The following is a 26206-nucleotide window of genomic DNA, read 5'->3' on the forward strand; positions in this document are numbered from 1 at the left end:
CGAGAAAAGTGATTACGTAAAATACCCAAATGGTACAACAATACACGGCTCGCCTGGTAAAAAAATTAAAAGCAAAGCAAGAGCTGGTTCGGCTGGTCCGTTTATTACCTTTCCTATTTCTGATTGCCGTACTGATTACGAATACCATAGCCTGGGTAAATGGGGCGGCCTGGTACGAGAGCGTGTTAAATCCCTGGTTATTGTGCGCCTGGATAGTGGGTACTGTTTTCATTTACAAGGTGAAACTTCGCTAAATTTGAATTTAAAAACTTTCATTATTACCTGTATACATGAGGGTAAAAAAGGCTTTACTAACCTGAAACTGGTAAAACAACCTTTCCGGGAAATTTTAATTTTCCCTGTTCTGACACATTACCTGAATTGACCTTCGATAACCGGCTGAGTTGCAAAGCAAAAATTCAGAACTGGTATACATGTTCAAACAGTGTACACCTTAATGCCCTTATCTTTACTCTAAGCAAGCTTATAGCATTATGACCGCCTTCCGTAAAATTCTTTTAAGTTTTTTATTTGCTTCCGGCGCTCTTGTCGTTTATGCCCAGCAGCCAAAACCGAACAATTTACGGGCCGGCTTTCAAAATCCTGCCAGTGCGGCGCGCCCTCGGGTTTGGTGGCATTGGATGAACGGCAATATTACGAAAGACGGCATCCGCAAAGATCTGCTTTGGATGCACCGTTCGGGCATTGCCGGTTTTCAGAATTTTGATGCGGGTTTAACCACCCCCCAAATTGTGGAGAAACGGCTTACCTACATGACACCCGACTGGAAAGATGCTTTCCGTTTCACCACTAAACTAGCCGACTCTTTAAAACTAGAAATGGCGATTGCCGGTTCACCGGGTTGGAGCGAAAGCGGTGGCCCCTGGGTTCCGGCTAAAGACGGCATGAAAAAATTAGTCTGGCGGGAGATTCGGGTAAAAGGCGGCCAGAATTTTAACGGCAGCTTACCCAAACCACCCGCTACTACTGGTTCCTTTCAGAACTTACCCATTCCGGAAGAAGCGAGTGTTTTCACGGCCAAGACTGCTCCGCCACCGGAGTATTACGAAGATGTAGCCGTAATAGCCTATCGTTTGCCAACAGCTGATTTAGCTTTAACAGAACTAAACCCTAAAGTTTCTTCCAGTGCGGGTAGTTTTACCTTAACGCAACTTACCGATGGAGATTTAAATAAGACCAATCTTTTACCTTCCGATGCAAATAAAGGGTACGCCTGGATTCAATTTGAATTTACCAAACCTCAAACCATTAAAGCCATTACGGTAGTAGGTGGGGGCAGCAAATCTCCTTTCGGCCTGGCCAGTCCTTCGGAAAATCGTAGTTTAGAAGTGAGCAGTGACGGCATAAATTTTAAGCAAGTAGCTTTTATTCCTCTTACCGGCGTTCCGCAACAAACCATTACTATTCCGGCTACTACCGCCAAATTTTACCGCGTCACATTTAAGAATCCGCCACCGCCCTTTAGCTTTGCTGCCCTGGAAGGCGGCGAAGTGCCGAAACCGCCGGCGGGCACTGATATTGCCGAAATAATGCTGCACCCGGTTCCCCGGGTGAACCACTTAGAAGAAAAAGCCGGTTTTGCCACCGCCACGGACTTAACGCAGCATCCTACTCCCCCTACTACCGAGGTAATTTCCGAAGCGAATGTGATAGACATAACCGGCAAAATGGGTCAGAATGGTACTCTGAACTGGACCCCACCCGCCGGCGAATGGAAGATTGTACGGTTTGGCTATTCCCTCACCGGTAAAAAAAACCACCCGGCTTCTCCGGAAGCAACCGGCTTGGAGGTAGACAAATTAGATGCGCGGGCGGTAAAAGATTATTTTGAAAATTACCTGAACCAATACAAAGAGGCCACCGGCGGATTAATGGGCAGCCAAGGTCTGCAATTTATGGTTACGGATAGTTACGAATCGGGGCAGGAGACCTGGACTCCCTTAATGACCCAGGAATTTGAGAAACGGCGGGGTTACAGTTTGCTAACTTGGATGCCGGTACTAACGGGCGCCATTGTTAAAAGCGCCGAAGCAAGCGATCAGTTTCTATGGGATTTTCGCCAAACCATCGCTGAACTTATAGCCGAGAACCACTATGACCAACTCACCACCATCCTGGAAAAATACGGCATGAAACGTTACACTGAATCGCATGAGAATGGCCGGGTTTTTATCGGGGATGGTATGGATGTAAAACGAACTGCGGCCGTTCCCATGTCGGCTATCTGGATACCCGGAATTGGTGGTTCCTCCATAACGATGGCCCAGGCCGATATTCGGGAATCAGCTTCGGTAGCTCATATCTACGGGCAAAATTTAGCCGCCGCCGAATCCCTGACAGCCATAGGCCTAGGTGGCAAGGCCTGGTCCTACTCCCCGGAACAATTAAAACCTACCGCTGATTTAGAATTAGCTAATGGTTTAAACCGCTTTGTCATTCATACTTCGGTACACCAGCCGGTGGATGATAAAATTCCCGGTTTAGGCTTGGGGCCATTTGGTCAGTGGTTCAACCGCCACGAAACCTGGTCCGATCAGGCGAAGGCCTGGACCGATTACCTGGCGCGCAACAGTTATTTATTGCAACAAGGAAAATTTGTAGCCGATGTGGTGTACTATTACGGCGAAGACAATAACATTACCGGTTTATTCGGCAACCAGCTACCCGCTATTCCCGAAGGCTACAATTACGATTTTATCAATCCTCACGCTCTCCTAAATTTGTTATCGGTAAAAGATGGCAAGCTGGTTACCCCATCCGGCATGAGCTATCAGGTATTATATCTGGACAACAATGCCCGCCACATGTCGCTAAAAATATTGCGCAAAATAGCGCATTTGGTAAAAGCCGGGGCTACTATCAGCGGGGTAAAACCCGAAAACACACCCAGCCTGAAAGACGATAAGCAGGAATTTCAACGGCTAGTGAATGAAATCTGGAATTCGGGCAATCCAAAAGTGATGACGGGTAAAGAATTAAGCGAAGTGCTGCCGGCGTTAAATATTGCGCCTGATTTTACTTATACGAAACCGCAAAACGATACCAAAATTTTGTATGTGCACCGTCAACTACCAGATGGGGAAATTTACTGGGTAAATAATCGTAGCGACCGCTTTGAAAAAGTAGAAGCAAGTTTTCGGGTGAGTGGAAGAATACCGCAAATCTGGCATCCGGAAACCGGAAAAACAGAACCTACTTCTTACCAAACCACGAAAGGCCGTACCGCTATAACCCTAAACCTTACGCCCAACGATGCGGTATTTGTGATTTTTCAGGAACCAACCACCAAATCCTCTTTTTCCTTAACGCCAACATCCGAAAAAGAGATTGTTACCGTTGCGGGCAATTGGCAGGTAACTTTTCAACCTAACCGGGGAGCACCCGCGGGGGCAACTTTTAATCAATTAACTTCTTACACCGAAAATCCCGAGGCCGGAATCAAGTACTTTTCCGGTACCGCTACCTATAACAAAACCGTTACGATTCCAACCGGCCAGATCAGCAAGGGCTCGCAAATCTGGTTGGATTTGGGCGAAGTCAAGAATTTAGCCGAAATAATCGTAAACGGAAAATCATTGGGCATTGTCTGGAAAAAGCCCTTCCGGGTTGATGCTACCAATGCGCTAAAAGCAGGGAATAATAAGGTAGAGGTAAAAGTTACCAATTTATGGGTAAACCGCTTAATTGGCGATCAACAAACAGAGGTGAAGCAGAAAATTACCTACACCACCATGCCGTTTTACCAGGCTAATTCAGAACTGTTACCAGCCGGCTTGTTAGGGCCCGTGAAAGTATTATCCGTTAAGTAAAAGCACAATATCCATTTAAAATGGAAAAGCCTCTCCTATTTTTCTTCCGGAAAATCGGTTTAGTTATGTAGCAAAATGGTTTCCCCCGGCAGCACAGGTTATATTAACCAACTTGAAACCATTAAAACAAGATGTAATTACTGGCTTTATTACTACTTAAGAGGTAAAAATTAGTAGCTACGAGCAATTGACAGCAGTTTGGCTAGAGAGGGCCTTCTAAGGTTTCGGTGCCGCAGGCATTCCGACGTGTAGGGGCGTGCTGCGCACGTTCCCACCCGCTCGAAAGAGCCAAACGGGACCCGCCGGCCACGAGGCAAACGGGTTACGGTACAAATAAGATAGCACCACCAACTGGAGACTTGAAAAGGCTCCACAGATAAACTTTTAATAAGGCAGATTGAATAATTACATTCAATATTAATTATATTCCTTTAATTAAATAACAACAAGCTTACGTTAAAACCATAAAAAGGATCCAAATAATAAATTGTACGGTAACACCCATTAATAAAGTAGCTACGCTGTAAACTTTTAAAGTAGCCGAAGTAGACAAATTAGAAAAACGACTGATCACCCAAAAATAAGCATCGTTGGCGTGGCTAATCATCATACTCCCCGCTCCCATGCTCAACAAGGCTAAAGTTAATCCGGTTGGCGACTGTAAGCCTAAATGGGCTAGCAAAGGTGTTACCAGGGAAGCCGCCGTGATAATCGCCACCGTGGAAGAACCTTGGGCCGTTTTTAGAATGGTAGCAATTAAAAAAGGAAAGAAAATACCCAGGGAAAAACCGCTGAGCAGGTCACCCAGATTTTTACCCATGCCGGTGGCTTGTAACATTTCCCCGAACATCCCACCCGCCGCAATAATGGCTAGTATCATTCCGGCCTTGTCTACCCCATCCGTCAACCAATGCGACAGCTCTTTTTTGTTTTGTTTTTGAATCAGGCGAAAGGATAAAACAATGCCGATTGCTAACGCCACTACTGGTTCTCCGATAAAAGAAATAATCTGCAACAGTATACTTTGATCCATGGTTTGTTTAGTAGCATACAGAAAAACAATTGATTTACAAGCAATCAAAGCAATCGGCACCAGGATGGGTAAAAAAGAAAGAAAAGCCAAAGGTAATGGTATTCCTGGGGCCAGATTTAGCTCCGGTTCATGGTCGATGTATTCGTGGGCAACCTTTCGTCCCCGCCAAACACTCCATCCGAACCCTACCAAAGCCGCTGGTACCGCCAGCAATAAACCATACAGCATCACCATGCCTAAATCTCCGCCAGAAGTACCAACGGCGGCCGTAATACCCGGGTGAGGCGGCACCAGACAATGCACCGCGTACAAAGAGGTAGCTAAAGCAGCCGCCATTACCGGCATTTTGTGGTGCGATTTTTTAACCAGTGAATGATTTAAACCACTTAAAATAATAAAACCGCTGTCGCAAAAGATGGGAATGCCAATGATAAAGCCGGTTAAGGCAATAGCTGTGGGGGCATTTTCCTCTTTTACCATTCTTAAAATGGCATTGGCCATGCTTATCGTCGCGCCGGTTTTTTCCAGGATAACGCCCAGCGTGGTGCCCAGAATTATTAACAAGCCGATTTTCTCCATGGTATGGCCGAAACCCGTTTTTAGTACGGTTACAATTTCCGCTAAGGGCAAACCACTCAGTAAACCAACTCCTAATGCGGCCAAGGTTAAGGCAAAAAAAGCATTTACTTTTTTGTAAGCCGTAATCCAGATAATAAAACCAATACTCGTAACCAGGAGAAAGAGCAAGTAATAGGTATTTGTCATGTGGCTTGGTTTTACTTTTCAGAGAGCAAAGGTAGAGCCGACTACGCAAAAGCTACTGGTTTATCTTTAGAAAAACTAGTTATATGAAAAACCGGTAATTACTCTTAAGTAGGTAGGTCAGATGATTCCAGCTAATCCATAATAGCCAAGATACTTTTTCTAAGCAGTATTGCCCGCAGCAATTAAAAATCTGGGATAGATGGCTTAGAAAAGTAATTAAAACACAAACCTCTACAACTATAAATTATAATGTAAGCTAATTTAGAAAAGCTAAAGAGTATACTTAAGCAAAGCTTGAAATAAAAGAACTTAGTTACGGTTTTTTAAAAAATGGAGACTTATTTAATCCATATATGGCAGTTAATAACCTCTACTTAACCTATCAGACAAGATAAAAATACCTAAAATTATAAGGGCAAATATAACGGGTGTTTTAATAGAACGGGCTCGGTATATAGTTTCTCTTCCTATGTATTTGTTCCAGAAGAAGTTGGTTAAAATGGAAGCGCCAATAGCATTTATAATGAATGAAATAAACATAGTTCTACCATAACTATTAAAAATATATGCGAAGGCAGTTGTGTATAAAAAGCCAAAACCAATAACGATCCATTTCGCTTTTTTAGTTACAATATTCAGAGAAAGTAACACTGCCCCAAAAAGAACGGAAAGAAAAATGGAGAAGCCCCAAATAACTCTTGGTGAATAGTAAGCGGGTGCATCCGGGTCGGTAACCAGGTTGCGCGGCCATTGGCTGGTAAACATAATATCCTCCTCTTTCCGCTCCTTAGGCTCGGTTTCTTTCTTAGCCCTAATAATATCGTGGATTTCGGCTAGTTCCTCTTCGGTAAATGACCGGCCTCTATTTTGTAACTCATTTAGTGCAGCAGAAATAGTTCGGGAAGAGTAACTCCAAATATTAACCAGATAATTTTCAAGTTCTTCGTCGGTTTTGTTGGTCATAAAAGTTTTTTTTAAGCCAAACATCAGGCAAACTTAAAAATACAAAATTAAGCTATTCCTGCAGGTATAAGCTTGTTTTTTAATCGTTCCCTAACGGTAGCCAATTTATTTAAGTTGTAGGAGAAATATACTGCGGGTCTATTTACCAAGAAAGGAAGAAAAGGCGTATGCCATACTCCCCCAACGAAATTATCAACCAGTAAGGGCGTATATAGCTATACGCCCCAACATGGCTTAAGCTATTTTAGCATACATATTGCTCATACGGGCCGTACGAGCGAATTGTATTCGCCCATCCTTTACTCTATGGCCTACAATCCTCTTATTCATCACCGCCGTTCCATCCGGCTCAAAGGCTACGATTACAGCCAGTCGGGTGCTTATTTTATTACCCTCTGCCCCTACCACCGGGAACATCTGTTTGGAGAAATTGTAAATGGAAATACGGTGCTGAGTGAATACGGACAAATTGCATTTAATGAATGGGTCAGAACCCCGGTAAAGCGCTCAAATGTAGCATTGGATGTTTTTGTCATTATGCCCAATCACCTGCACGGAATCGTAATCATTAATGATACGGGCGAATCGCATTCGCCCATTTTGGATGATATGGCCTGGAATAAAATCCAATTACAATTCAACAATAAGGGCGAATGCGATTCGCCCCTACGTTCACTATCCAATACTGTTGGGGCGATTGTTCGGGGGTATAAATGGGTGGTGACCAAACAAATAAATTTATTATGTTCTGGCCAGATAATCTGGCAACGTAATTATTACGAACATATCATTCGGAACGAACAAGCGTATCAAACCATTTCGGAATATATTATGAATAATCCTGCAAAATGGGAAGAAGACAAGTTCTTTAGTATATAAAGAATTTTAACTTTCACTGATTGAAATTAATGCGCGTTTTAGACTAAAACCTTCACCCTAAAGCAAAAAAAGACCTGGTTTAACCAGGTCTTTTCTATAAAAATCAAATTGTAAAATCGGCTTATTTCACCCGGGTAAAGGTAATGACTCTCTCCTGACCCTGGAAGTTAGACGAAAGCGTAAGCGTATCTCCTTCTACTTTTCCTTTGTTCGGCACGTCCGTTCCCATAATGTTCAGGGTAAAGCTAACTTCATTGCCAATTATTTTACCGTTAGCAATAGGGTTAACACCTCTGGGAGTTTGCATGGTACCCGTTAAAGTTTCTCCTTCGGCTTGTAATTGCAAGTTCATTTCAAAGTCGCCCATTTTGGCCTGCCAGGTACCGTTGATGTTGGCTGGTTGGCCGGGAGTGGCTAAACTATCCACGGCGGCTGGAGCATTGGCGGGCGCTTGACCCGGCGTGATTCCGGTTGTGGGAGCAGGTACACCGGCTGGTCTTTGTCCGCCTGCTGGCATTCCTCCTGGTCGGCCACCGGCAGGAGCACCACCTCCTGGGGCACCACCTCCTGCAGGAGCACTTCCGCCTGTGCTGGCACCAGCATCCTGGCCACCGCCACTTTCACCACCTTTTAAATCATCGTTGGTTACCGATTTTCTATTTTTACGGGGCGCATTATCGTTGCTCATTTTACCAATGCGGTAGCTAAAGTTTACTTTCAGGTTTAGGTTATGGAAAACGTTCGTACTCTTTTGGCTAAAGATGGGTGAGGTTTGCTCGCTTCTTACCTTTATAGTGGTAGTAAAAAAGTTTTCGGCGCCAAAGCCAATGCTACCTTTTTTGTCGTTGATATCTTTTTTAACGTTTAAGCTATAAATACCAAAACCACCTTGGTAACCTTGCAACTGTACTTGCCGGCCCCGGTAAAAACCAAAACCTTGCAAACCCCAGCCCTGACCTAAGTTATAAGAACCAAAAGCCCGTAAGTTGTACACCCAGCCTTTGTTATTAGCGTTGTAAATAGGGTCGGCCACGTTGTTATCTATAACGGAATAATACGTATCCGTACCACCCATCAACATGAGCTTACCTACATTCACATTGCCGTTAATACTAAACCCATAGGCATTTTCTTGGCCAATATTAGCATAAGTAGTCCGTACGGTATCTAAACCCACCACATCCCGGATACTTTGGATAGAATTATTGGTGTTGCGGGTAAAAACCGAGAAGTTGAGCGAAGTCCGTTTAATAAAGGCGCTGTAACCCAATTCAAAATTGTTGGTATACTCCGGGTCTAAATTAGGATTACCCTGGGTAATGTTTTTGGTACTACCACTCGCGCCAAAGCTAGAACCCGCAATTTGAATGGCCGGGTTCAGGAACTGCAACGAAGGCCGCTGAATCCGGCGGGTGTAAGATGCTTTAACGGTGTTGCCGCCTTTTAATTTTTTAGATAAATTAATACTGGGAACCAACACCCCGTAAGAAGGAATGTCCTTGGTGGTTTCCTGATTATTTTTAAAATCGGCGTCTATATTGGTGTATTCATAACGGCCACCCACTTTCAAACTGTATTGTTTAGGTGTGGTTAAAGTATACGATAAATAACTACCCATTACATTCTGGTTGTAGTTAAAAACGTTATTAAGCTGCGCATTTGCGCTGCGCACATAATCGCCGGTAGCCTCGGCGGTAAAGCGTTGGAAATCGCTGGAAACCCGGCGCATAATCCCTTTCACGCCTACTTCTACCATCTGGGTTTTGCCAATCGGATTTTGATAGTCTATTTGTACGGTGCTTTCCTGGTTAGAACTCTCGTTCAGGTTTTTCAAACGGGCCGGGGTAAAAGCATCCGGATTTAAAGTATGGTTTAAGAAGTCGTTGGTGCGGTTGTTGCGGCTAAACTGAGTTAAAATACTGAGTTCCTGCTGCGGCTTGGCGAACAAATGCGTATAGTTCACATTTACGTCTACCTGGCCGGAGTTATTTTTATTTTCCGCCTCCTGATTTAAAGTACTCAGCGGAGCTCCATTTCGGAAACTTTGGGTAAGTAAATCATCCTGAAAAGAATGTCCGTTAAAGGTGCCAAACATTACCGAAGAGTTTAGATAGTTCTTCTCGTTTATATCATAATCCCAGCCCAAAGTATACCGGCCCATCAGGTTTTTCGTGCGGGTATCGGCATTTTGCAGCGTGGTCAATTGGTCGCCGGTAGTATTAGTGGTGATTTGGGTGTTTTCGAAACTGCCGGGAGTATTGTAACCGGTACGGCCAAATCCACCCAAAGAAAAGCCCATTTTACCTGACCGGTAAGAACCATTTAACCCCAGGTTTGTGCCCCGCAAGCCAATGCCGGTATCAATTCCTAAACTACCGCCTTGCAAGTTATTTTTCTTCAGGATAATATTTACTATACCCGCTGAACCTTCGGCGTCGTATTTAGCCGAGGGCGACGTAATTACTTCTACCGATTTAATTAAATCCGAAGGAATTTGCTTTAGAGCATCCCCCACACTTCCGGCGGTAATAGTAGATGGACGGTTATTAATTAAAACTTTAATATTCTGGTTACCGCGCAACGAAACGTTGCCGTCTAAATCCACGGACAGCATGGGTACTTTACGCAATACATCGGAGGCATCACCGCCCCGGTTAGAAGCATCGTTTTCGGCGTTGTAGACGGTACGGTCTACCTTTTCTTCGACTAAAGCCCGTTGGGTTTGAATTTCAACCGCTTTTAAGGCAATAGCGCTGGAGTTGATTTTTAATTCTCCCAAGTCAACGTTTTTATCTTTCTCGCCTACTTTTACGTTGTCGATGGTGCGGGTTTCGTAACCGATAAACGTTACCACTACCTGGTAAGTACCGGCTCCTACTTTCGGGATGGTGAATTTTCCTTTTTCGTCGGCTAAGGTTCCGTCTACGGCTTTGCCCGAAGCCGGGTCGTTCAGGGTAATGGTGGCAAAGCCTACCCCTTGCTGGTTAGCAGCATCTACTATGGTTCCGGAAATATTGGCATCTCCTTTTGGCGTAGTAGAAACAGCACTGGTTACAGCTGCCGTTAAAGTTTGAGAATTTGCCGACCCGATCGGGCTTTGAGCCATTACAATCGGACTACTAAAAGCCAGCAATAAAACTGGTAAGAATGCTTTCATAGCTATATTAAGTTTTAAAAATTCAAGTTTTCAGGCTACTTAACCTGATGCACGATACAAACTTAGCTTAACCCATACAATTTCATTTGGTAAATAGATGAACCGGCTTGTTTCCTAGATAGAATTGGTCAATTTCATCGACTAAAGATAATTTAACTATCCTTATTGAAATTCAATCACAAAAAAAATCATTAGTCAGATAAAAAATCAATAGATAATAGATAATTTAACAAGTAACGTAAAAAAAAACGCATTTACGTTAAAAATTATTCAGTCAATTACTACTTTACCATAAGACGAGATTTTGCCATTAACGTTGCTGAATATTTTCCGGAAGGTAGTATTTGCATTAGGAGTTTACCAACTAGTTAAAGGTAACCGGTAAATTAAAATCGGTAAATACGGGTGATTTGCCGGTGAATTTTTAGAATAACCTGTTTTTAACCTTCATTCTTCAGGTAAATCATAAAATAATTCTATCTCCTGAAGCGATTTACTTATATAAATTGAACGACTATAGGGTTTATACCAGCCCAGGAAAACTTCTTTGAACAGTAAAATTTCAATCTTATGGTTAGATTTAATTTTTAGAAGAAAGTATTTTCGAACTAGCTGATTTAGTGTCTTTAACGCAGGGAACAGCAACTACGGAAATGCCGCTACTAAAATAAAAAGGAATAATTCTATTTTCATCCGACAAACTTTTAAATACTTGAACCGTGAATAAAATACCCCGAATAGAAACTATCCCCGAAAAGAAATTAGTGGGCAAACACCTAAAAATGAGCTTGGCAGCTAATCGAACCACTGAACTATGGCAATCTTTTATGCCTCACCGCCACCAAATAAAAAACAGGAAAAACTCCGACTTTATTTCGATGCAGGTTTACGCCCCATCTTTTACCCTGAACAATATGAACTCCCACACTGAATTTGAAAAGTGGGCCGCATTAGAAGTTTTGCACTTAAATGAAGTTCCGGACGGTATGGAATCTTTCCTTTTACCAGGTGGGCTGTACGCCATTTTTAGGCATAAAGGTGCCGCCAGTACCGGAGAAAAAACTTTCCGTTATATTTTCGAAACCTGGCTACCCGCTTCTGAATACGAGCTGGATACCAGGCCACATTTCGAGATTTTAGGCGAAAAGTATAAAAATGAAGATCCGAGTTCAGAAGAAGAAATTTGGATACCTATAAAACTTAAAAATTCTATTACTTAAGCCCGTTCTCAAGGCTAATGTAAATTCAGCTAACTAAATTTATGGCTGAAATCAGTCAATAAGGCAAACAGACCTTAATTCTGTTTGATTCGATTTACCTTCGTAGCCGGCCAAACATTAATTTATTTTAGGCTTATTCTTGAATAAACCCGACTTTTATGGCAGACTTCCGACCAAGTTCCTAATTTTATTTATCTTTTAGATATTACCATTAATTGCCGGAAAATACGCTCTTACCCGACTACTTAACCTAAACGATTTACCAGGAAAATGAAAGGATTTTGTATTGGCTTAATTTTATTTCTAATATGCTTGTTAGAAGCAAAATGCCAAGTACTAACGGACTCTGTTTTAATAGAAAGTCATTACCGAACTTTCCATTTTAATAAACCGAAAATTAAACCACAAAATTACAACTTAATTTTTGTGCTGCACGGCTCAGGCGGTGATGGAAAAGGCATAATGAAAGCAGCAATGAGTCTGGAAAAACAATCCGGTCCGCAACCTATTTTCTTGGTGTATCCGGATGGTTATAAAAAATACTGGAACGAATGCCGGAAAGCGGCCACCAGCGCGGCAAACCTGGAAAACATGAACGAACAAGCTTTTTTTGAGGCTATGTTGCGGTATTTCGCGCATAAGTACGGGATAAATAACCAACGTTTTTTTGCCATTGGTCTTTCCGGCGGTGGGCACATGGCTTTTAAACTGGCCCTGACCATGCCGGATAAATGTAAAGGCATTAGCGCCTTCGTCGCCAACTTACCGGATACTCCTAACCTGGATTGTATTGAATCCAAAAAGCCGGTGGCCGTTATGATTACCAACGGCACCCAAGACCCCATTAATCCGTACCAGGGCGGCCCCGTGGTGGTAAACGGAAGTTCCTTTGGCAGTGTACATTCTACTAACGGTACCTTTCGTTATTGGGCCGGCTTAGCGGGTTATCAAGGTGAACCTAATGTGGAAAATGTACCCGATAAAAATACCCGCAATAAACAAAGTATTACCCGCTTCACGTACCAAGAAAAAAATAAGCCCGAAATAGTGCTCTTAGAAGTAAAAGGCGGCGAACATACTTTTCCGGCAGACATAGATGGTTTTACCGAATCCTGGCAGTTTTTTGCCCGCCAAATTCCATCAAATTAATAAGTTTTTCACGGCGAACAGCCCACAACCAGTTAGCAAGAATAATCGCCTAACCTCCCTTATATAGTTCTCCTACTCTCTCTTTAAAAATTGAATTTCTTCTACCGCGAGCGTCTTCGCTTGTGGTTCATCATGTAGCAGGCCTCCGGCTGGGCTACCCGATATACTTTCCTTAAAAGCAATCAGTTCAAATTCCTAGCAGCCAGTTGAAAATATTGAATAATTCCGGGAAAACCGGACAATAGGCATTACGGATGAAGACGCTCTGAATGGATACTTTGCAAATAGCTAATTAGCAATTGGTTATACTGCTATTCGATATTCGATACTCAAAATTCACCATTCCCATTCTTTAGGAATCAGCAACTAAGCAGTACTACCCATAAAAATGAGCAGTGCAGCTTATTTCCTTAGGGTAGTTCGTGGTAGTACCTTTGTCATGTTCTTAAAACAAAGCACTTACCGAACATAGAAAACAACTTAATCATCCAAATAACTTAGAAAACAATTCATCCATCCTTAACTCTCAACTGAAAATGAAAAAGATTACCCAAGTAGCCGCTGTTGTCTTATTAACCGTATCGATGTCGAGCTGTGCTACCGTATTTGGCGGCAAAGTAACCCAGTACCAGAAAACCCGCCCGGCCGATGGTCAGCCCCAACGCGAAATCCGGGTCGGGGCTTTAGTGGCCGACGTGCTGCTTTTCTGGCCCGGCTTAGCCATTGACTTTGCTACCGGCGCCATCTACAAGCCCCAAGCGAAAACCAGTACTGCCACCAACACTAATTCTAACGCGAACACTGGTTCTAACTCTACTACTAACGCCAAAGCCAGCAACTAACATCTTTCCAGGGGAGCACACCCGTAAGTTGGCTCCCTTTTTCTTTCTTCGTGCTAGTCTTTTTTCTTACTTCTAACTCTCAACTTCTAACTCTAAACTTTTACTTCTTCCCTCCGATGAAAACCTTTTGTACGCTCCTGTTATTCTTCTTTGCCACTACCCTGATGAGCCCAGCCCAAGTGCTGCTCGGGGAAGGTTCTAAACAAATCTTTGCCAGTCCCCAACTTGCCTCGGCCATTCAGCAACACCAAACCGTGGCTATTCTGCCCTTTACCGCCAAGATCACCTACCGCAAACCACCCAAGAACTTCAACCCCCAAGCCCACCAGGAACAAGAAACTACTTTAGCCCAAAATATTCAGAGTAGCCTGTATACCTACCTGCTGCGCAAAGCCAAGTCGTACTCGGTTACGTTCCAGGAGGTGGAGAAAACCAACAGCTTACTCAAAAAAGCGGGCATGTACGGCAAGTTAGAGGAGTTTACGAGAGAGGAGATCGCCAAAGCCTTGGGCGTGGATGCGGTAATCAGCGGGAAGTTCGACATGGAGCAGACCCGTTCGGATGGGACGGCTTTCGCCACGGCCGTGGTATTCGGGGGCTATGCGGGGAAGACCGGTTCGGGTTCCTTAACCATGACCCTCCACAACGGACAGGATGGAGAGCTGTTGTGGCGCTTTTTCAAGACCATGGACGATGATTTTACCTCTGCTACCGATGACTTAGTTGAACGCATGATGCGCAAAGTCTCCCGTAATTTCCCCTATGCTATTTAAGTAGAATCCTCTGAATTTAACAATTAATCCAATCCAAATCTAATCCAAATTAAACCCAACCGAAAACTCACCGGCCATCAAGCTTGGTGAGTTTTGGTATATAGAATCACCACCTAATGATTATAATCCAGAAAAAATTAAAAAAAGAGTTAACCTCCAACTTAATCAGAATACTAATAGGAAAGCAGTAAAGATTGAAATCCTAAAGCTTTATTACTTGATTTAACCCCAAACCGATTGAGTTTATATAGGTAGTACTACCCATAAATATGAGTGCCAGTACCTATTTTCTTCCTGGTTTTGCCTGGGTAGATTTGTTACATCCGAATATCGGAAAAATAAAATACATAAATTAATCTATTACCGTAACTACCCTTGCCCCGTTTAAAAGGAAGCGAAGGGTTTTTGATTATAAAATAACATGGCTGCGCCCGCAAAAAAAACTTCTGCTTATTGGTTGCCGGTAAATCCGGTTTGGCCAAGCCATGCCCTTACTGCATCCAGGGTAAATGGCCATCCAGAACCAGGTAGAGGAACAGATAGTAATAATTCTTCTGCATCTTTGAACCTGTTTGTAAGTACTATATATAAGGCTCCGCTAAAGTTTAATTCGGACCGAACCTGGGTGCAAAAGCCCAAATCTTTGTTTCAACATTTTGGCAAATTGCCAGTCGGTTTACCTGTAAATCAACAAGGAACAAAAAGTGAATATCCAGTAAATTGCCACTTCACTACTGGTAAAACAACTGGTTTTAAGAAAGAAAGGCAGGAGAATACTTTTTCGCAGGAACTTATACAAGCTCAGGAGCAAGAGCGCCAAAGTCTGGCTAATGAACTGCACGATACTTTGGGGCAAAGTGTAATTTTGATGAAGAATCATATTCTGAAGCTAAAAAATAATTTACCCGAATCCGCCGAAACCAGCGAGCAAATAAATACCTTAGCCGAAATGGTAACCGACACGCTGCAAAAAATAAGAGAAATATCGTACGGTTTAAGACCCTACGAACTAAACTTATTTGGTTTAACCCAAGCCCTTCGCAGCCTGACGGAAGAAGTAGCCGATGCGGCCGCCTGGCGTTTAACCTTAGATTTACCGAAAATCGATAACGTATTTTTAAAAGAACACGAAATTTACGTTTACCGGGTTATTCAACAATGCTTAGAAATAGTCGAAAAAAATGCGGCAGCTTGGGAAGTGCATTTAACGGTTCATTCTAAGCCCGAAGCAGTTGCGTGTACGATCCAGGTTACCGGGTCAGCCTCTTTCTGTTTATTCCTTAAAAAGAATAGTACCACTGATTTTAATCTTTTACGCCTGCAGGAACAACTTAAAATTATTAAAGGAACCATTACGTTTACCGCTGCTGCTCCCCAGGTTACTACCATTCATTTAACAATACCTATCCAACCAATGCCTGATACTCATGAAACAGCTTAACTTAATTATTGCCGATGATCATCCCATTTTTTTGAAAGGTTTACGGGAAGGACTGGAAATGGAAGATGATTTTAAAGTGGTGGCGCAAGCCAATAACGGTCTGGAAGCTTGGCACGCCGTGCAAACCCACCGTGCCGATGTGGTAGTGCTCGACATTGACATGCCCCGGATGAACGGTTTAGAAGCAGCCGAAAAAATGCTCGAACAAAATCCCAAATTACCTATTATCCTGCTTACCATGCACAAAGAAAAAGCGCCGCTGCTTAAAGCGCTGGAATTAGGTATTTGCGGCTACGTACTAAAAGAAAATGCCGTTACCGATATTATGCACGCTATTCGGATGGTAGCCGAAGGAAACCCGTACATTAGCCCGGAAATGTCGGCATTTTTACTCCGGAAACCGCAGACGGTGCAGAAACAAAAAACGCAGGAGGCCATGGAATTACTTACTCCCGCGGAAAGACAAATTACCCAACTAATTGCCCAGTATAAAACCAGCAAAGAAATTGCGGATGAGTTGTTCATCAGCGAGAAAACGGTTTTTAACCACCGCATGAATATTTCTAAAAAATTAAATTTAACGGGTAAGAACTCCCTGCTCCGCTTTGCTTTAGAACATTTTGCTTAAACTTTAAGGATTTCTTCTTCCTGCCCGAAAGCAAAAGAAAAGCTGATATTTGTGTAATTAATCTAATAAGTAAGCGTCTACTTTAGTTTTGACGAAGTATTGGAGGCAATATAATAAGGTGCTTACGTCCAGTTAATTACCTCTTTCTCTTCTTAAAAGGCGCTACTAAAAGGTTATTTATGCTCGCTTATTTCATCAGATAAATAGAACAAAATACATATAATCGAATAAAATTCTTAAAATAAAGTAATTTTAATCTGAAATAATAAGTGCGGGTAAATTGAAACATAAGGGAGCGGAAAATGGTTATAAATTAAACAGAAATTATAATTGACCAGAATAACTTATTATTTTGATAAATGTACCATTTTGAATTATACTACTTTGTTAATTGTATTTTTCAAGTAAAATAAAATTTTTCTCTGGCAGTTATAGTTGTTTTTAGAAATTCATCGTTAACAAGTACAGAATACCTAACTTAAATAGATTATGCAAGTATTAGCTTATATAGTAAATCCGCTTATTAGAATTTTCACCGTGGTTAAAAGCAAATACATGGTTCAACAACCAGCGCTTGCTCTAATACCCGTCAGAAGCTAAAATCTGACTTTTTTATTCTTCCGGTATTCTCTTTTATTTAAATTAAATAAGAAGAGAATTAAAAACTATAATTATTAATTTGGGCGGTACTAAGGTAAAGAGGCTTTTGATACAATTATCGACGAGCTAAATCAGAATTTCACTAGAAAATAATAGATAAATCTTGTCTTCCTGTTTTCATGAATTGATCAAAAAATCTGTCTCTTTACTTAGTATTTGCTTCTTCCAAATGCCGGTTATTTTCCTTCCTCGCTTTTCTTTTTTCTAATCTGTTTGTTTTTCTTTCTTCTAAAACTTTTAGCGGTTTTTAAATTCTTACATTTTTTTAACTGACTTCTTTTAAGCTGATTACAGCTTTTTTTATTTTTAATACAACCCTTTCTCCGGAATTTACCACTTTGGTATAGAAGTAAAATTATAACCACTCGTGGCGTATTATCCGGACCCTGCCGAACCCGTGCTTTTACAAGGCTGTCTGCAAAACAACCGGCAGGCTCAGCGCCATTTGTACGAAAAATACAAAGATGCCATGTACACCATTTTGTTCCGGATGTTGAACAACGAAGAAGAAGCCGCTGATGCTTTGCAGGAAGGTTTTCTGGAAGTATTTCGCAGTTTGTCAAGCTTTAAGGCTCAATCTTCCCTGGGAGCCTGGATTAAAACCATTGTTGTACGGGCTGGTCTGAAAAAACAACGCAAAACGCTTTTCCTGGAGCCTTTAGAAGAACAGGTTGCCTTTCGTTCGCCGATTGAATGGGACCAGAATTTAACGGGTGAATACTTGGATAAGGCGATTCGCCAATTACCGGATGGTTACCGGAATGTGTTTTTACTGGTAGAAGTAGAAGGATATACCCACCGCGAAGTAGCTGATTTATTGAACATTGCCGAAGGAACTTCCAAGTCGCAGCTTTTTCAGGCTAAAAAATTATTGCAACGCTTATTAAAGGATGTAAAATAATGAAGGAGCCGCAAGATATTCTCCAGCGAGCCATTGCCCAACTGCCCTCCTACCCCGCTCCGGCAAAGGTTTGGCCCTTAATGGAGCAGACATTAGATCAGGAACGAAACCCCCAGCCATTGCACCAAGCTGTTCAGGAATTAAAAACAACAATCTTACTTGCTCCCCTTGCTTGGGAAAATTTGGAAGAGAAACTGAATCAGCAAGAAGAGTTAGTAGCGGATAAAAATACAGTGCCAGAAGGGAAAACAACCCCAAGCATTTTCCGGGGAATGAGGAAAAGGGCCGGCAAAGCCGCCCAACCAGTATTTGCCAGAGGGTACGTTTTCTATGCGGTAGTTGCCTGTATTTTACTATTTCTGGGTGTCTTTTGGTATTATCAAACTATAGAATTACCCCAAGAGCCAAGTCTTACTTATTCCCAGGAAATAGTTGCCCCCTTAAACTTAACTTTATTTGAAGCTTCGTTGAGCGACGAAGATGAGGTGCTAGATTTTGTTCGCGAAAACTGCCAGACCCTCCAGGAAAAATGTACTAATTCTAAATTCAGGGGTTTACTTAACGAGTACCTGGAACTGGAAGCCGCCCGACACGAACTAACGGGCCAGCTAAACCAACACCAGGAACAAACCCAATTAATGAATTACCTGGTGCGCATTGAAAAAGAAAAAACGGAAGTGGGCAAGCAACTCTTACAACTTTTGCTCATTTGATTTTAAAATAAATTGATTCTACCCGAATACCATCATGCACTATATACGAACATACGGGTTTTTACTTCTGCACTTTTTTTCGGTGGGGCGGTTGCTGGCGCAAAGTAAGGTACAAGTAGTTACCAAAACGGTGGAGCAATCCTTTCCTTATAAAGCCGGTGAAATTATTTTTATACAAGGTGAGAAAGCCAGCATCCAGGTAATGGGCTGGACTAGTCAGGAAGTAAAAGTAGTACTCCGGCTGGTTGCCAAAGCTCCTACTACCGAAGTCGCCCGGGAAGCCCTCGAATACCAACGCTATATTCTGGAGAAAAAGAGAGACGCTGTGCAGGTAAAAAACTACTTTGCCGTTCCTGGTGGCAAATTTCCCATAAAAGCCCTTTTATTGGCTGAGTATGAAATATGGGTACCCCGGGAATCTTCTTTAAAAATTAAAAATCAATACGGAAATACCACTATATCAAATAAAAATGGCGAAACGGAAGTAGATACCCGCTATGGCAATATTACCCTGGACCAGGTAAAAGGAAACAATATTTTTAAAAATTATTTCGGCGATTTTACCGCAAAAAACCTAGGCGGGCAAATCCGGGCCCAATTCAATCACACCAAAACCAGCATACAGGGTTTATCGGGCAAAGCAGAATTTAATACTACTTTAGGCGATATGAGTTTAGGCGATTTAACGGGTATTCAAAGTTTAAAAATTGATGCGTCTAAATCCGATATCAGTTTGGCTGCTACCAATGCCCAAGCGAATCAATACTACTTTACCACTGAATTTGGGAATATCACGGTCCCGGAAAGTTTTCGCACGCCAATTAAGCGCAAACCGAACGAGTCGGCTACCTGGCAATACGGTGCCGCCCATTTGCCGGCCATACATGTTAAAACCACTTTTGGCAAAATTACCCTGGAAACCGAATGAAAAAGATACTGTTTTTAGCTACTTGGTTATTTGTTTCTTTCCCGGCAATTCTCTCTGCTCAGGAAAAAGTAACGATCAAAACTAGTGAAGAGGAAATGGATACCACTCATTTTTCGAACTTAGTGCAAACCTATAACCACCTGATCCGGGTACAGGAAGAAGAGCTCCAACTTTTTAAAATTGATTTAATCGGACCTGCCTTATTCTTGTTTTCGTTAGGTGGGAATAAAGACTCTGTGAAGTCGAACGTATTACGCCTGGCTTACGAAAGAAAAATCCGGCCCAACTGGTCCTGGATCGTCAGTCCTACTTTGCAGGCCGACCGCGATCGGGTACGTGACGTAGGTATCAGTGGAGGATTACGGTATTACTACAACCAGAATAATCGTATTTTGAAAGGAAAAAGCGCGAACAACTTTTCGGCCAATTACCTGGGCGCTTATTTGAACGGGCGCACCCGGCCGGGCGAAAATCAGCAACAGCTTTCGATTGACCTAGTTTACGGCATTCAGCGAAGGTTAGGTCGTTGGGCATTCGTGGATTTCGACCTTGGCCTCCGCAACAAAATAAAAGCCTACCCCGCCACAAAAAACCGGATTGACCTAATGACTGAAATTCGTTTAGGTTTAGCTTTTTAAACCGGTTCTTTCCAAAAAAATCATAAATAAAGTTATTTATAATTGTCTTAACCTTTTACTGAACAACCAGTTTCTGCTGTCGGGTACCCGATGCGCTTACAATTTTTATAATATATACCCCCGATCGGAGCAACGACGGTACCGGAATAATTAAATTGGCATTCCCCAGGTAGTTAGTCATTAAATTTTGGGTAAGCATCGTCCGACCCGCTACATCGTATAAGGTAAGCGATACTTCTTCTTTTTTGCCGAAGTTTTCCAGAGTTAAAGATAACTTTTCACCTTTGTTAATGGGATTAGGATAAACCTTAAGCAGCCGGTTGTTTTGATTTACACTGCCAGCTTGCTTGTCAATGCCGGTAACTAACTTGGACGTATCCTGTTGTGCTTTAATAACCACAAAGTAATTACTTAAAGAACCCGCCGCCGGACTAGCCCGGTTGCCGTCGAAAGTGATGGGGCCCGCAGTAAAGGATTGGCTATAAAGCTGGTAACGGTTATTTTTCTCATCATTTACTAAAATCTCCTCCTTCTGTTTTTGCCAATTTTCTAACCAGCCCGGTAAAACCTTTACCCGTGGGTCGTAAGCTACATAAACCGTTGCCGGCCGGGTTAGCTCCAAAGCAAATACTCCCGCCCCGTTATTGTATTTGTCATCGTTTGGCGTTTTAACAATAACTGAATTTATTAAATGCTCCGGCACCGAAGTCGTTACATAAGTACGGTCGGTGTAAATGGGAACTCCCAGGTTAAGAGTATCTAACTCATACTTTAAATTGTTAGTAGTTGTTAAATTGGTTACTAAAGGCGCATCGGTAATAGTAAAATTAATTTTTAAAGTAGTCCCCGGTAATCCCTTGCCTCCTGCTGCCGAATAAGGAGTAACATCTAAGGTATATTCTCCTGGCACCGGGTTCCAGGGCACATAAGTAGAATCCGGCCGATCACCTAATAAGGCGTAAGGCAACTTAGATTCCGTTTGCGTTACCGTTTGAGCGCCGCTCAATTGAAATACCACACTGCCCACGGCATTCGGACTGGTAGTAGCGCGAATACTTACCTTACTTGTAGGTAAATTAGCCAGGTTTACGGTTGCTCCTTTCCCAATTAACCGGATTTCTTCGCCATTTTCGGCGTTTACCAAGGCTAAGCGGATAATTTTTTGTTCCGATAAGGGTTCGCCCACATAGGTGCGCCGCACGTTTTTGCCACCAGTATAATATAGTTTACCTCCTATAAGCGTAGCCACCCCTCCGCGCATAATGAGAGGTAAAGGAGTAAGATCGTCCCAGGTATCAGTGGCCGGGGAATACGCCGAAACCAGCCGGGTTCCTTTCTGAAACTCGTATTCGCCCCCAATGACAATTATCTGGTTACCTCTTACTACTACCGACGACGAAATATGCGCAATACCGACGGTGTTTTCCTGCACGGGAATATCGGCAACCCGGGTCCAGTTATTGGTTTGCGGATCGTACACGTGCACCAAACGGGTAGCTACCGAACCTTCGTCGTGGCCGGTTTGCCCCCCGATAAAGTAAATTTTTCCTTCGTATACCGCCGAGCCCGCGTGCTGCCGCGCACTGGGCAGAGGTGCCAGAGTATCCCAACCGGCCGCTAGGTTATCTAAATCCAGCACGTAATGGTCGTCCAGGTCAATTTTTTTTACCCGGTCGGTACCGGCAATATAATGCAGTTTGCCCTGGAGGTATTCTAATTGCCCGGTAGCGCTAATCCGGGGCAGGTCCGGTAAACGTTCGTAACGATCTTTGTTTACTACGTATTTCCAAACTTCTTTCGTACCTAAAATCTGTCCTTTACCGCTTTCATTGGCAGTATAGCCGCCGGCAAAGTAAATGTCGTTATTATCGGTGGTAAAACCGGCGTGCGTTACGCCGCCGTAATTAGTGCCGTTCATGGGGGGCATGGGCGCGATGGGTTCCCAGGTGTTAATGGCCGGGTCAAAATAATAAGATCGGCTTGTGGGAGTAAAGCTCGGCTTTTCGCTATCGAAACCACTAAAAGTATACCATTTGCCATTCACGCTTTTACCTTGTCCTTCGTAAAATATATAAGGCTGATCGGATAAGGAACTCCAGGTAACTTTGTCCACGGCAATTTCTTCGGTTGGGGCAATCAGGGTAATAGCTACGCTGGCACTATCCGCAAGTCCGGTGCTATCCGAGGCCCGCACGCTCAACTGATAACTACTCTGCGTGTGCCGATTTAGGAATTTGGCTAAGGTTAAGGCGCCGGTGGTAGAATCCAGGGCAAAAGCTTGGTTAGTATTGCCGGCGGTTATTTTATAGGTTAAACTGGCGCCATCGGCAGCTGTGGCTTTTATGGTTCCCACACTGGTACCCAGCGCAGAATTTTCCGGCAAAGTAAAAGTATATTGCTTGTTTTCAAAAGCAGGCGATGCACCAAAAACCAGGGAAAAAGAACTTGTAAAAGAGTTGGTAGCCGTAACTATGGCGGATTTGTGGGACGCTGCTTTTACGCGATTAATTGCCACAGCATTTGCGAAAGAAGTTAAAGGAATTACACCTCCTAATCCGAACAGCAAAAAAAGTAAGAATCTAGGGTAAAATGAAAACGTAACCATAACGCAATAAGTAGATTTACTAGATAGCAATAATTTTAGAATGGCTCCTAACTGATGGTAGAACTCATTGCCTTTCAACTAAATCATAGAAATTTGAAAGAGTAAAATCAGTTTGGAAAATATTTAGTGTAATTACCGGTAACTGAATTTAAAAATTGAAAAAAAGGAAACAGCGCCGCCTCCTTAGTTCCGGATATGGGTTTATAAATAGGTACATCATACCCCAATTTACATGATAAAGTAATTAATAGGTTTAAGTGGTGGCTTTTATTTGTATTCTGGTAACATAATTTTAATCAACCCAGGTACTAGTACATTCTTTTACATCAAGCTAATGCAGTTTCTTGTTTACAGAGAATATATAGCTCAGTTTTAACCTTTCTGACTTACTTTCAATCCTATAACTTTATTAATCTAACTAAAGTAAATGTTATTTAAAATCATAAAAACAGGTCCCGAAGAATTATCTTCAAAACTTTTTAAATGCCTTCTTATACTCTATTTACTTGCATTTATTGTTTTTAGTTCTAGCTATTTTCCGGATAGTTCGGGCATCCTTATAACTTTAACAAGAATAATCTAAATTCTCTGGTATCTTTTACATTCACTTTTAGTAGGATTAAATGGAAGATGTTTTCTAATTAACATGGATGAAAAGTTTTCTCTTTATGGCGTTGTTCATGCAATGGAATAGTTTGTGTTTGCCTGAAGAAAGTTTCTAAACTTCCTTTGTTCGTTCCTCGGCACGCTGGCGCACAAATTATATAAGGATAGGGGATTTTCGATTTCAATGGAACCCAGATTAATTAAGGTGCCGTAACCTTGAGTCTGGAACTGTTTTATGGCGGCGTAGCTTCCGTAAATTACTTCTTTCCGGTCAATATCCACAATGGCACCCTGGTCGGCCAGCAGAATTTCTCAAAAACAGCCAATACCACCTACACCGGCCATATTAATGCAAACGTCTACTTTTTTATACTCCCGGAGAGTGGTTTCCAGCAGGCGTTCTACTTCTTCGGGTTTGCTGATGTCGGTACTAACCACTAGGGCCGTTCCGCCGGCAGTCCGTATGTTGGTGGCAATTTCTTCGAGTAAATCGGTGCGGCGGACCGCCAGAACTACGTTGGCTTTATAAGTTCCTAGTTGTTCGGCTACTCCCCGGCCAAAACCACTCGCAGCTCCCACAATCACGAAGGTTTTACCCGCTGTTTTTTGCTGTCCAGAATGCCCTACTATTGAAGTGGCGCAACCGCTCAGAAATATAATTACCAAATACCCGCAGGCGATTACCGGTCGGTTTGTAAATCCAATCGCTACCTTAGCTATTCCACTAAAAGAAAGAAAACTTAGTTTGGTTAGTGGCCTTTTTAAAATAATGTAAGCAAAAGTTCAGAGAAATTAGATTCCTAGTTTTAATTTTTAACCAAGTTATAAAGTTGTTTCGTAAGTGGTTGAAATGCGTCAGGTGGGGTCCTGTAAATGAAAGTGGATAATCTGGAGCTATCAACCCGGGTTTTATAGCTTTTCCTTTCCCGAGACAATACCGGAATAGTTATACCTAAGTAAATATACCCAGCTAATTGCCTCTACTGATACATAAACGGATGCAGGAAGCAGCCTATGGCAACCACAACTTTACTATAAAAGAAAATGATAATTTTCTGTTCCAGTTACTTAGTTTTAAAGTAAAATACTCTTGCTTTTAGAGGTATGCATAATAGGTATGTGTAAAATTTCCGGAGCATTAGTTTTCTGCTTTCGTTTAAATTTTACCGGATAATCTTTGAGTGAAGGTAGTGTTATATAGGTGAAAAATGATTAAAATTACCTAGTCATCTTTTAGCTTATGAATTATACATTTGTCCAGTCGAACCGGTTTAAGGTGGCTCCTACCTGCCCGTGCGGCAAAAATAACAAAGACGGCAAGTTTTCCCCGCTTATTCTGGACGGCGTTACAAATCCTGACCTTGGGCACTGCTATAGCTGTGGTAATAGCTTTTTTCCCCATCTTCCGGCTAAAGCTATTTCGGTAAACCTGAATTTTACCCCGGCTCCTAAAGCGCCGCTCCGTATTATTGCCGCCGACCTGGTTCAAAAAACGTTAAAAAGCTATTCCATAAATAATTTCGCAATTTGGCTGCAAGCTAAATATCCTACTACCGCCGATTATTTGTTGCAGTATTTTTCCATTGGCACTACCAGAGCGGGCGGCACCTTATTCTGGTACCAGGACAAAGCCGGACAGTACCGCAAGCCCAAAAGAATTTACTACCAATCCAACGGCCACCGGGTAAAAGCCACCGAAGACGAAGCAAAAAGCAAACCTAGCCCTTTAGCATTTACCAACCAGGCAGGTTACGAATACTGCTTATTCGGCGAATTTCAATTAATCCGGTACCCTGCTTCCGCCAAGGTAGTAATGGTAGAAAGTGAAAAATCGGCTATAATCGGGCACGTACATTTTCCGGATTTTATTTGGGTAGCTACCGGTGGAGCGGTGAGTTTAAAAAAAGAAAAAGCCAAGGTACTGCAAGGGCGTAAAGTCATGATTATTCCGGACATGCACCAAACCGGTCGGGAAGGCGCCCTGCGCATGCAGGCCATTTTAAAAGAAGTAGGCTGCCGCACCCGCATTTTAGAAATGGACAAACACCGGGAAGACGGCGATGACATTGCCGATATTTTAGTGCGGCGTGCCGGAATGTAATTAAAATTGCTTGCTTACCAGGTTACTCGTTACCTCTTTATTATTTCCAGTGTCTACTCTTCAAGTTTCCTGCTTAAGGCCCTACTATTTTCCGCTTGAATTTTAAATCAATTTACCTCTTTCAGAATCAATAATTTGCTAATTAATCTCTACTAATTCTATAGAATTTATTTTGTATTTAGATCTAATTTTTATCTTTGCCTCATCAGAATTCAAAATTTATCTAAGTATTGCCCGAAAGACGTAAAAATCATCTAAGGAAAATCAGAACAAAGTAGATAATCTAAAAAGAAGAAACTAAAACCTACTCGTAATTAATGGACCAATATTGCTTCAGTATTAGGCCAGTATTAGGATAAGTTGCTTGAACACAG

19 protein-coding genes are annotated in these 26206 nt (G+C 42.4%); 14 read left to right on the top strand and 5 right to left on the bottom strand.

Annotated elements, in window-relative coordinates; all coding sequences use genetic code 11:
• Positions 1–29 precede the first annotated feature (29 nt).
• Positions 30–254 carry a hypothetical protein gene (locus AHMF7605_RS29455; protein ID WP_146153542.1) on the top strand — a complete coding sequence of 75 codons (225 nt, stop codon included), beginning with the start codon at positions 30–32 and terminating at the stop codon, positions 252–254.
• 240 nt (positions 255–494) lie between these two features.
• Positions 495–3830 (top strand): glycosyl hydrolase, encoded by a 3336-nt coding sequence (locus AHMF7605_RS07735; protein ID WP_106928037.1) that lies wholly within the window; start codon positions 495–497, stop codon positions 3828–3830.
• A 451-nt stretch (positions 3831–4281) separates the two neighbouring features.
• Here AHMF7605_RS07735 and AHMF7605_RS07740 read toward each other — a convergent pair whose 3' ends face one another.
• Positions 4282–5628 (bottom strand): GntP family permease, encoded by a 1347-nt coding sequence (locus tag AHMF7605_RS07740; protein WP_106928039.1) that lies wholly within the window; start codon positions 5626–5628, stop codon positions 4282–4284.
• A gap of 360 nt (positions 5629–5988) precedes the next feature.
• Positions 5989–6591 (bottom strand): hypothetical protein, encoded by a 603-nt coding sequence (locus AHMF7605_RS07745; protein WP_146153543.1) that lies wholly within the window; start codon positions 6589–6591, stop codon positions 5989–5991.
• 306 nt (positions 6592–6897) lie between these two features.
• Between AHMF7605_RS07745 and AHMF7605_RS07750 the strand changes: the two genes are divergently transcribed.
• Complete coding sequence (locus AHMF7605_RS07750; protein ID WP_106928043.1) at positions 6898–7470, top strand: transposase; 573 nt, start codon at positions 6898–6900, stop codon at positions 7468–7470.
• Positions 7471–7591: 121 nt separating this feature from the next.
• Here the strand turns inward: AHMF7605_RS07750 and AHMF7605_RS07755 are convergent, their stop codons facing one another.
• Complete coding sequence (locus tag AHMF7605_RS07755) at positions 7592–10627, bottom strand: TonB-dependent receptor (protein ID WP_106928045.1); 3036 nt, start codon at positions 10625–10627, stop codon at positions 7592–7594.
• A gap of 719 nt (positions 10628–11346) precedes the next feature.
• On the opposite strand from AHMF7605_RS07755, the gene AHMF7605_RS07760 reads away from it, so the two are divergent.
• The 10 genes from AHMF7605_RS07760 (at position 11347) to AHMF7605_RS07805 (ending at position 20520) form a co-directional block, all read left to right on the top strand.
• Positions 11347–11847 (top strand): GyrI-like domain-containing protein, encoded by a 501-nt coding sequence (locus tag AHMF7605_RS07760; RefSeq protein WP_233218975.1) that lies wholly within the window; start codon positions 11347–11349, stop codon positions 11845–11847.
• 270 nt (positions 11848–12117) lie between these two features.
• A complete protein-coding gene (locus AHMF7605_RS07765) occupies positions 12118–12996 on the top strand; it encodes an alpha/beta hydrolase family esterase (protein WP_106928047.1) in 879 nt (292 codons plus the stop codon).
• A gap of 536 nt (positions 12997–13532) precedes the next feature.
• Positions 13533–13838 (top strand): hypothetical protein, encoded by a 306-nt coding sequence (locus AHMF7605_RS30130; RefSeq protein WP_199200209.1) that lies wholly within the window; start codon positions 13533–13535, stop codon positions 13836–13838.
• Between the two features lie 116 nt (positions 13839–13954).
• The gene (locus AHMF7605_RS07775; protein ID WP_106928049.1) at positions 13955–14611 is read left to right on the top strand and encodes a hypothetical protein; all 657 of its coding nucleotides are present in this window, start codon (positions 13955–13957) and stop codon (positions 14609–14611) included.
• Between the two features lie 421 nt (positions 14612–15032).
• The gene (locus tag AHMF7605_RS07780; RefSeq protein WP_106928051.1) at positions 15033–16052 is read left to right on the top strand and encodes a sensor histidine kinase; all 1020 of its coding nucleotides are present in this window, start codon (positions 15033–15035) and stop codon (positions 16050–16052) included.
• Positions 16039–16680: a response regulator transcription factor gene (locus tag AHMF7605_RS07785; RefSeq protein WP_106928053.1), complete on the top strand. Its 642-nt coding sequence runs from the start codon at positions 16039–16041 to the stop codon at positions 16678–16680. The genes AHMF7605_RS07780 and AHMF7605_RS07785 overlap by 14 nt, the downstream gene beginning before the upstream one ends.
• A 1027-nt stretch (positions 16681–17707) precedes the next feature.
• Positions 17708–18241 (top strand): RNA polymerase sigma factor, encoded by a 534-nt coding sequence (locus AHMF7605_RS07790; RefSeq protein ID WP_233218977.1) that lies wholly within the window; start codon positions 17708–17710, stop codon positions 18239–18241.
• Positions 18241–18954 carry a hypothetical protein gene (locus AHMF7605_RS07795; RefSeq protein ID WP_106928055.1) on the top strand — a complete coding sequence of 238 codons (714 nt, stop codon included), beginning with the start codon at positions 18241–18243 and terminating at the stop codon, positions 18952–18954. The genes AHMF7605_RS07790 and AHMF7605_RS07795 overlap by 1 nt, the downstream gene beginning before the upstream one ends.
• Before the next feature lie 34 nt (positions 18955–18988).
• Complete coding sequence (locus AHMF7605_RS07800; protein ID WP_106928057.1) at positions 18989–19882, top strand: DUF4097 family beta strand repeat-containing protein; 894 nt, start codon at positions 18989–18991, stop codon at positions 19880–19882.
• Entirely contained in the window at positions 19879–20520 is a 642-nt protein-coding gene (locus AHMF7605_RS07805) for a hypothetical protein (RefSeq protein ID WP_106928059.1), read from the top strand. Before AHMF7605_RS07800 ends, AHMF7605_RS07805 begins: the two co-directional genes overlap by 4 nt.
• Positions 20521–20575: 55 nt before the next feature.
• On the opposite strand, the gene AHMF7605_RS07810 is transcribed toward AHMF7605_RS07805, so the two are convergent.
• Together AHMF7605_RS07810 and AHMF7605_RS07820 are read right to left on the bottom strand one after the other, a co-directional pair.
• On the bottom strand, positions 20576–23035 hold the full coding sequence (locus AHMF7605_RS07810) for a Kelch repeat-containing protein (RefSeq protein WP_158267470.1): 2460 nt from the start codon (positions 23033–23035) through the stop codon (positions 20576–20578).
• Between the two features lie 1008 nt (positions 23036–24043).
• Complete coding sequence (locus tag AHMF7605_RS07820) at positions 24044–24397, bottom strand: SDR family NAD(P)-dependent oxidoreductase (RefSeq protein ID WP_158267471.1); 354 nt, start codon at positions 24395–24397, stop codon at positions 24044–24046.
• Between the two features lie 574 nt (positions 24398–24971).
• Between AHMF7605_RS07820 and AHMF7605_RS07825 the strand changes: the two genes are divergently transcribed.
• A complete protein-coding gene (locus AHMF7605_RS07825) occupies positions 24972–25832 on the top strand; it encodes a DUF6371 domain-containing protein (protein ID WP_106928067.1) in 861 nt (286 codons plus the stop codon).
• Positions 25833–26206 lie beyond the last annotated feature (374 nt).

Source organism: Adhaeribacter arboris (assembly GCF_003023845.1).
Classification (GTDB): domain Bacteria; phylum Bacteroidota; class Bacteroidia; order Cytophagales; family Hymenobacteraceae; genus Adhaeribacter; species Adhaeribacter arboris.

What these genes read in the sequence shown, in the direction of transcription:
- AHMF7605_RS07750 (WP_106928043.1), top strand. Translation starts at nt 6,898, where the DNA reads ATGGCCTACAATCCTCTTATTCATCACCGCCGTTCCATCCGGCTCAAA.
- AHMF7605_RS07800 (WP_106928057.1), top strand. Translation starts at nt 18,989, where the DNA reads ATGCACTATATACGAACATACGGGTTTTTACTTCTGCACTTTTTTTCG.
- AHMF7605_RS07735 (WP_106928037.1), top strand. Translation starts at nt 495, where the DNA reads ATGACCGCCTTCCGTAAAATTCTTTTAAGTTTTTTATTTGCTTCCGGC.
- AHMF7605_RS29455 (WP_146153542.1), top strand. Translation starts at nt 30, where the DNA reads ATGGTACAACAATACACGGCTCGCCTGGTAAAAAAATTAAAAGCAAAG.
- AHMF7605_RS07825 (WP_106928067.1), top strand. Translation starts at nt 24,972, where the DNA reads ATGAATTATACATTTGTCCAGTCGAACCGGTTTAAGGTGGCTCCTACC.
- AHMF7605_RS07795 (WP_106928055.1), top strand. Translation starts at nt 18,241, where the DNA reads ATGAAGGAGCCGCAAGATATTCTCCAGCGAGCCATTGCCCAACTGCCC.
- AHMF7605_RS07765 (WP_106928047.1), top strand. Translation starts at nt 12,118, where the DNA reads ATGAAAGGATTTTGTATTGGCTTAATTTTATTTCTAATATGCTTGTTA.
- AHMF7605_RS07740 (WP_106928039.1), bottom strand. Translation starts at nt 5,628, where the DNA reads ATGACAAATACCTATTACTTGCTCTTTCTCCTGGTTACGAGTATTGGT.
- AHMF7605_RS30130 (WP_199200209.1), top strand. Translation starts at nt 13,533, where the DNA reads ATGAAAAAGATTACCCAAGTAGCCGCTGTTGTCTTATTAACCGTATCG.
- AHMF7605_RS07775 (WP_106928049.1), top strand. Translation starts at nt 13,955, where the DNA reads ATGAAAACCTTTTGTACGCTCCTGTTATTCTTCTTTGCCACTACCCTG.
- AHMF7605_RS07785 (WP_106928053.1), top strand. Translation starts at nt 16,039, where the DNA reads ATGAAACAGCTTAACTTAATTATTGCCGATGATCATCCCATTTTTTTG.
- AHMF7605_RS07755 (WP_106928045.1), bottom strand. Translation starts at nt 10,627, where the DNA reads ATGAAAGCATTCTTACCAGTTTTATTGCTGGCTTTTAGTAGTCCGATT.
- AHMF7605_RS07780 (WP_106928051.1), top strand. Translation starts at nt 15,033, where the DNA reads ATGGCTGCGCCCGCAAAAAAAACTTCTGCTTATTGGTTGCCGGTAAAT.
- AHMF7605_RS07805 (WP_106928059.1), top strand. Translation starts at nt 19,879, where the DNA reads ATGAAAAAGATACTGTTTTTAGCTACTTGGTTATTTGTTTCTTTCCCG.
- AHMF7605_RS07745 (WP_146153543.1), bottom strand. Translation starts at nt 6,591, where the DNA reads ATGACCAACAAAACCGACGAAGAACTTGAAAATTATCTGGTTAATATT.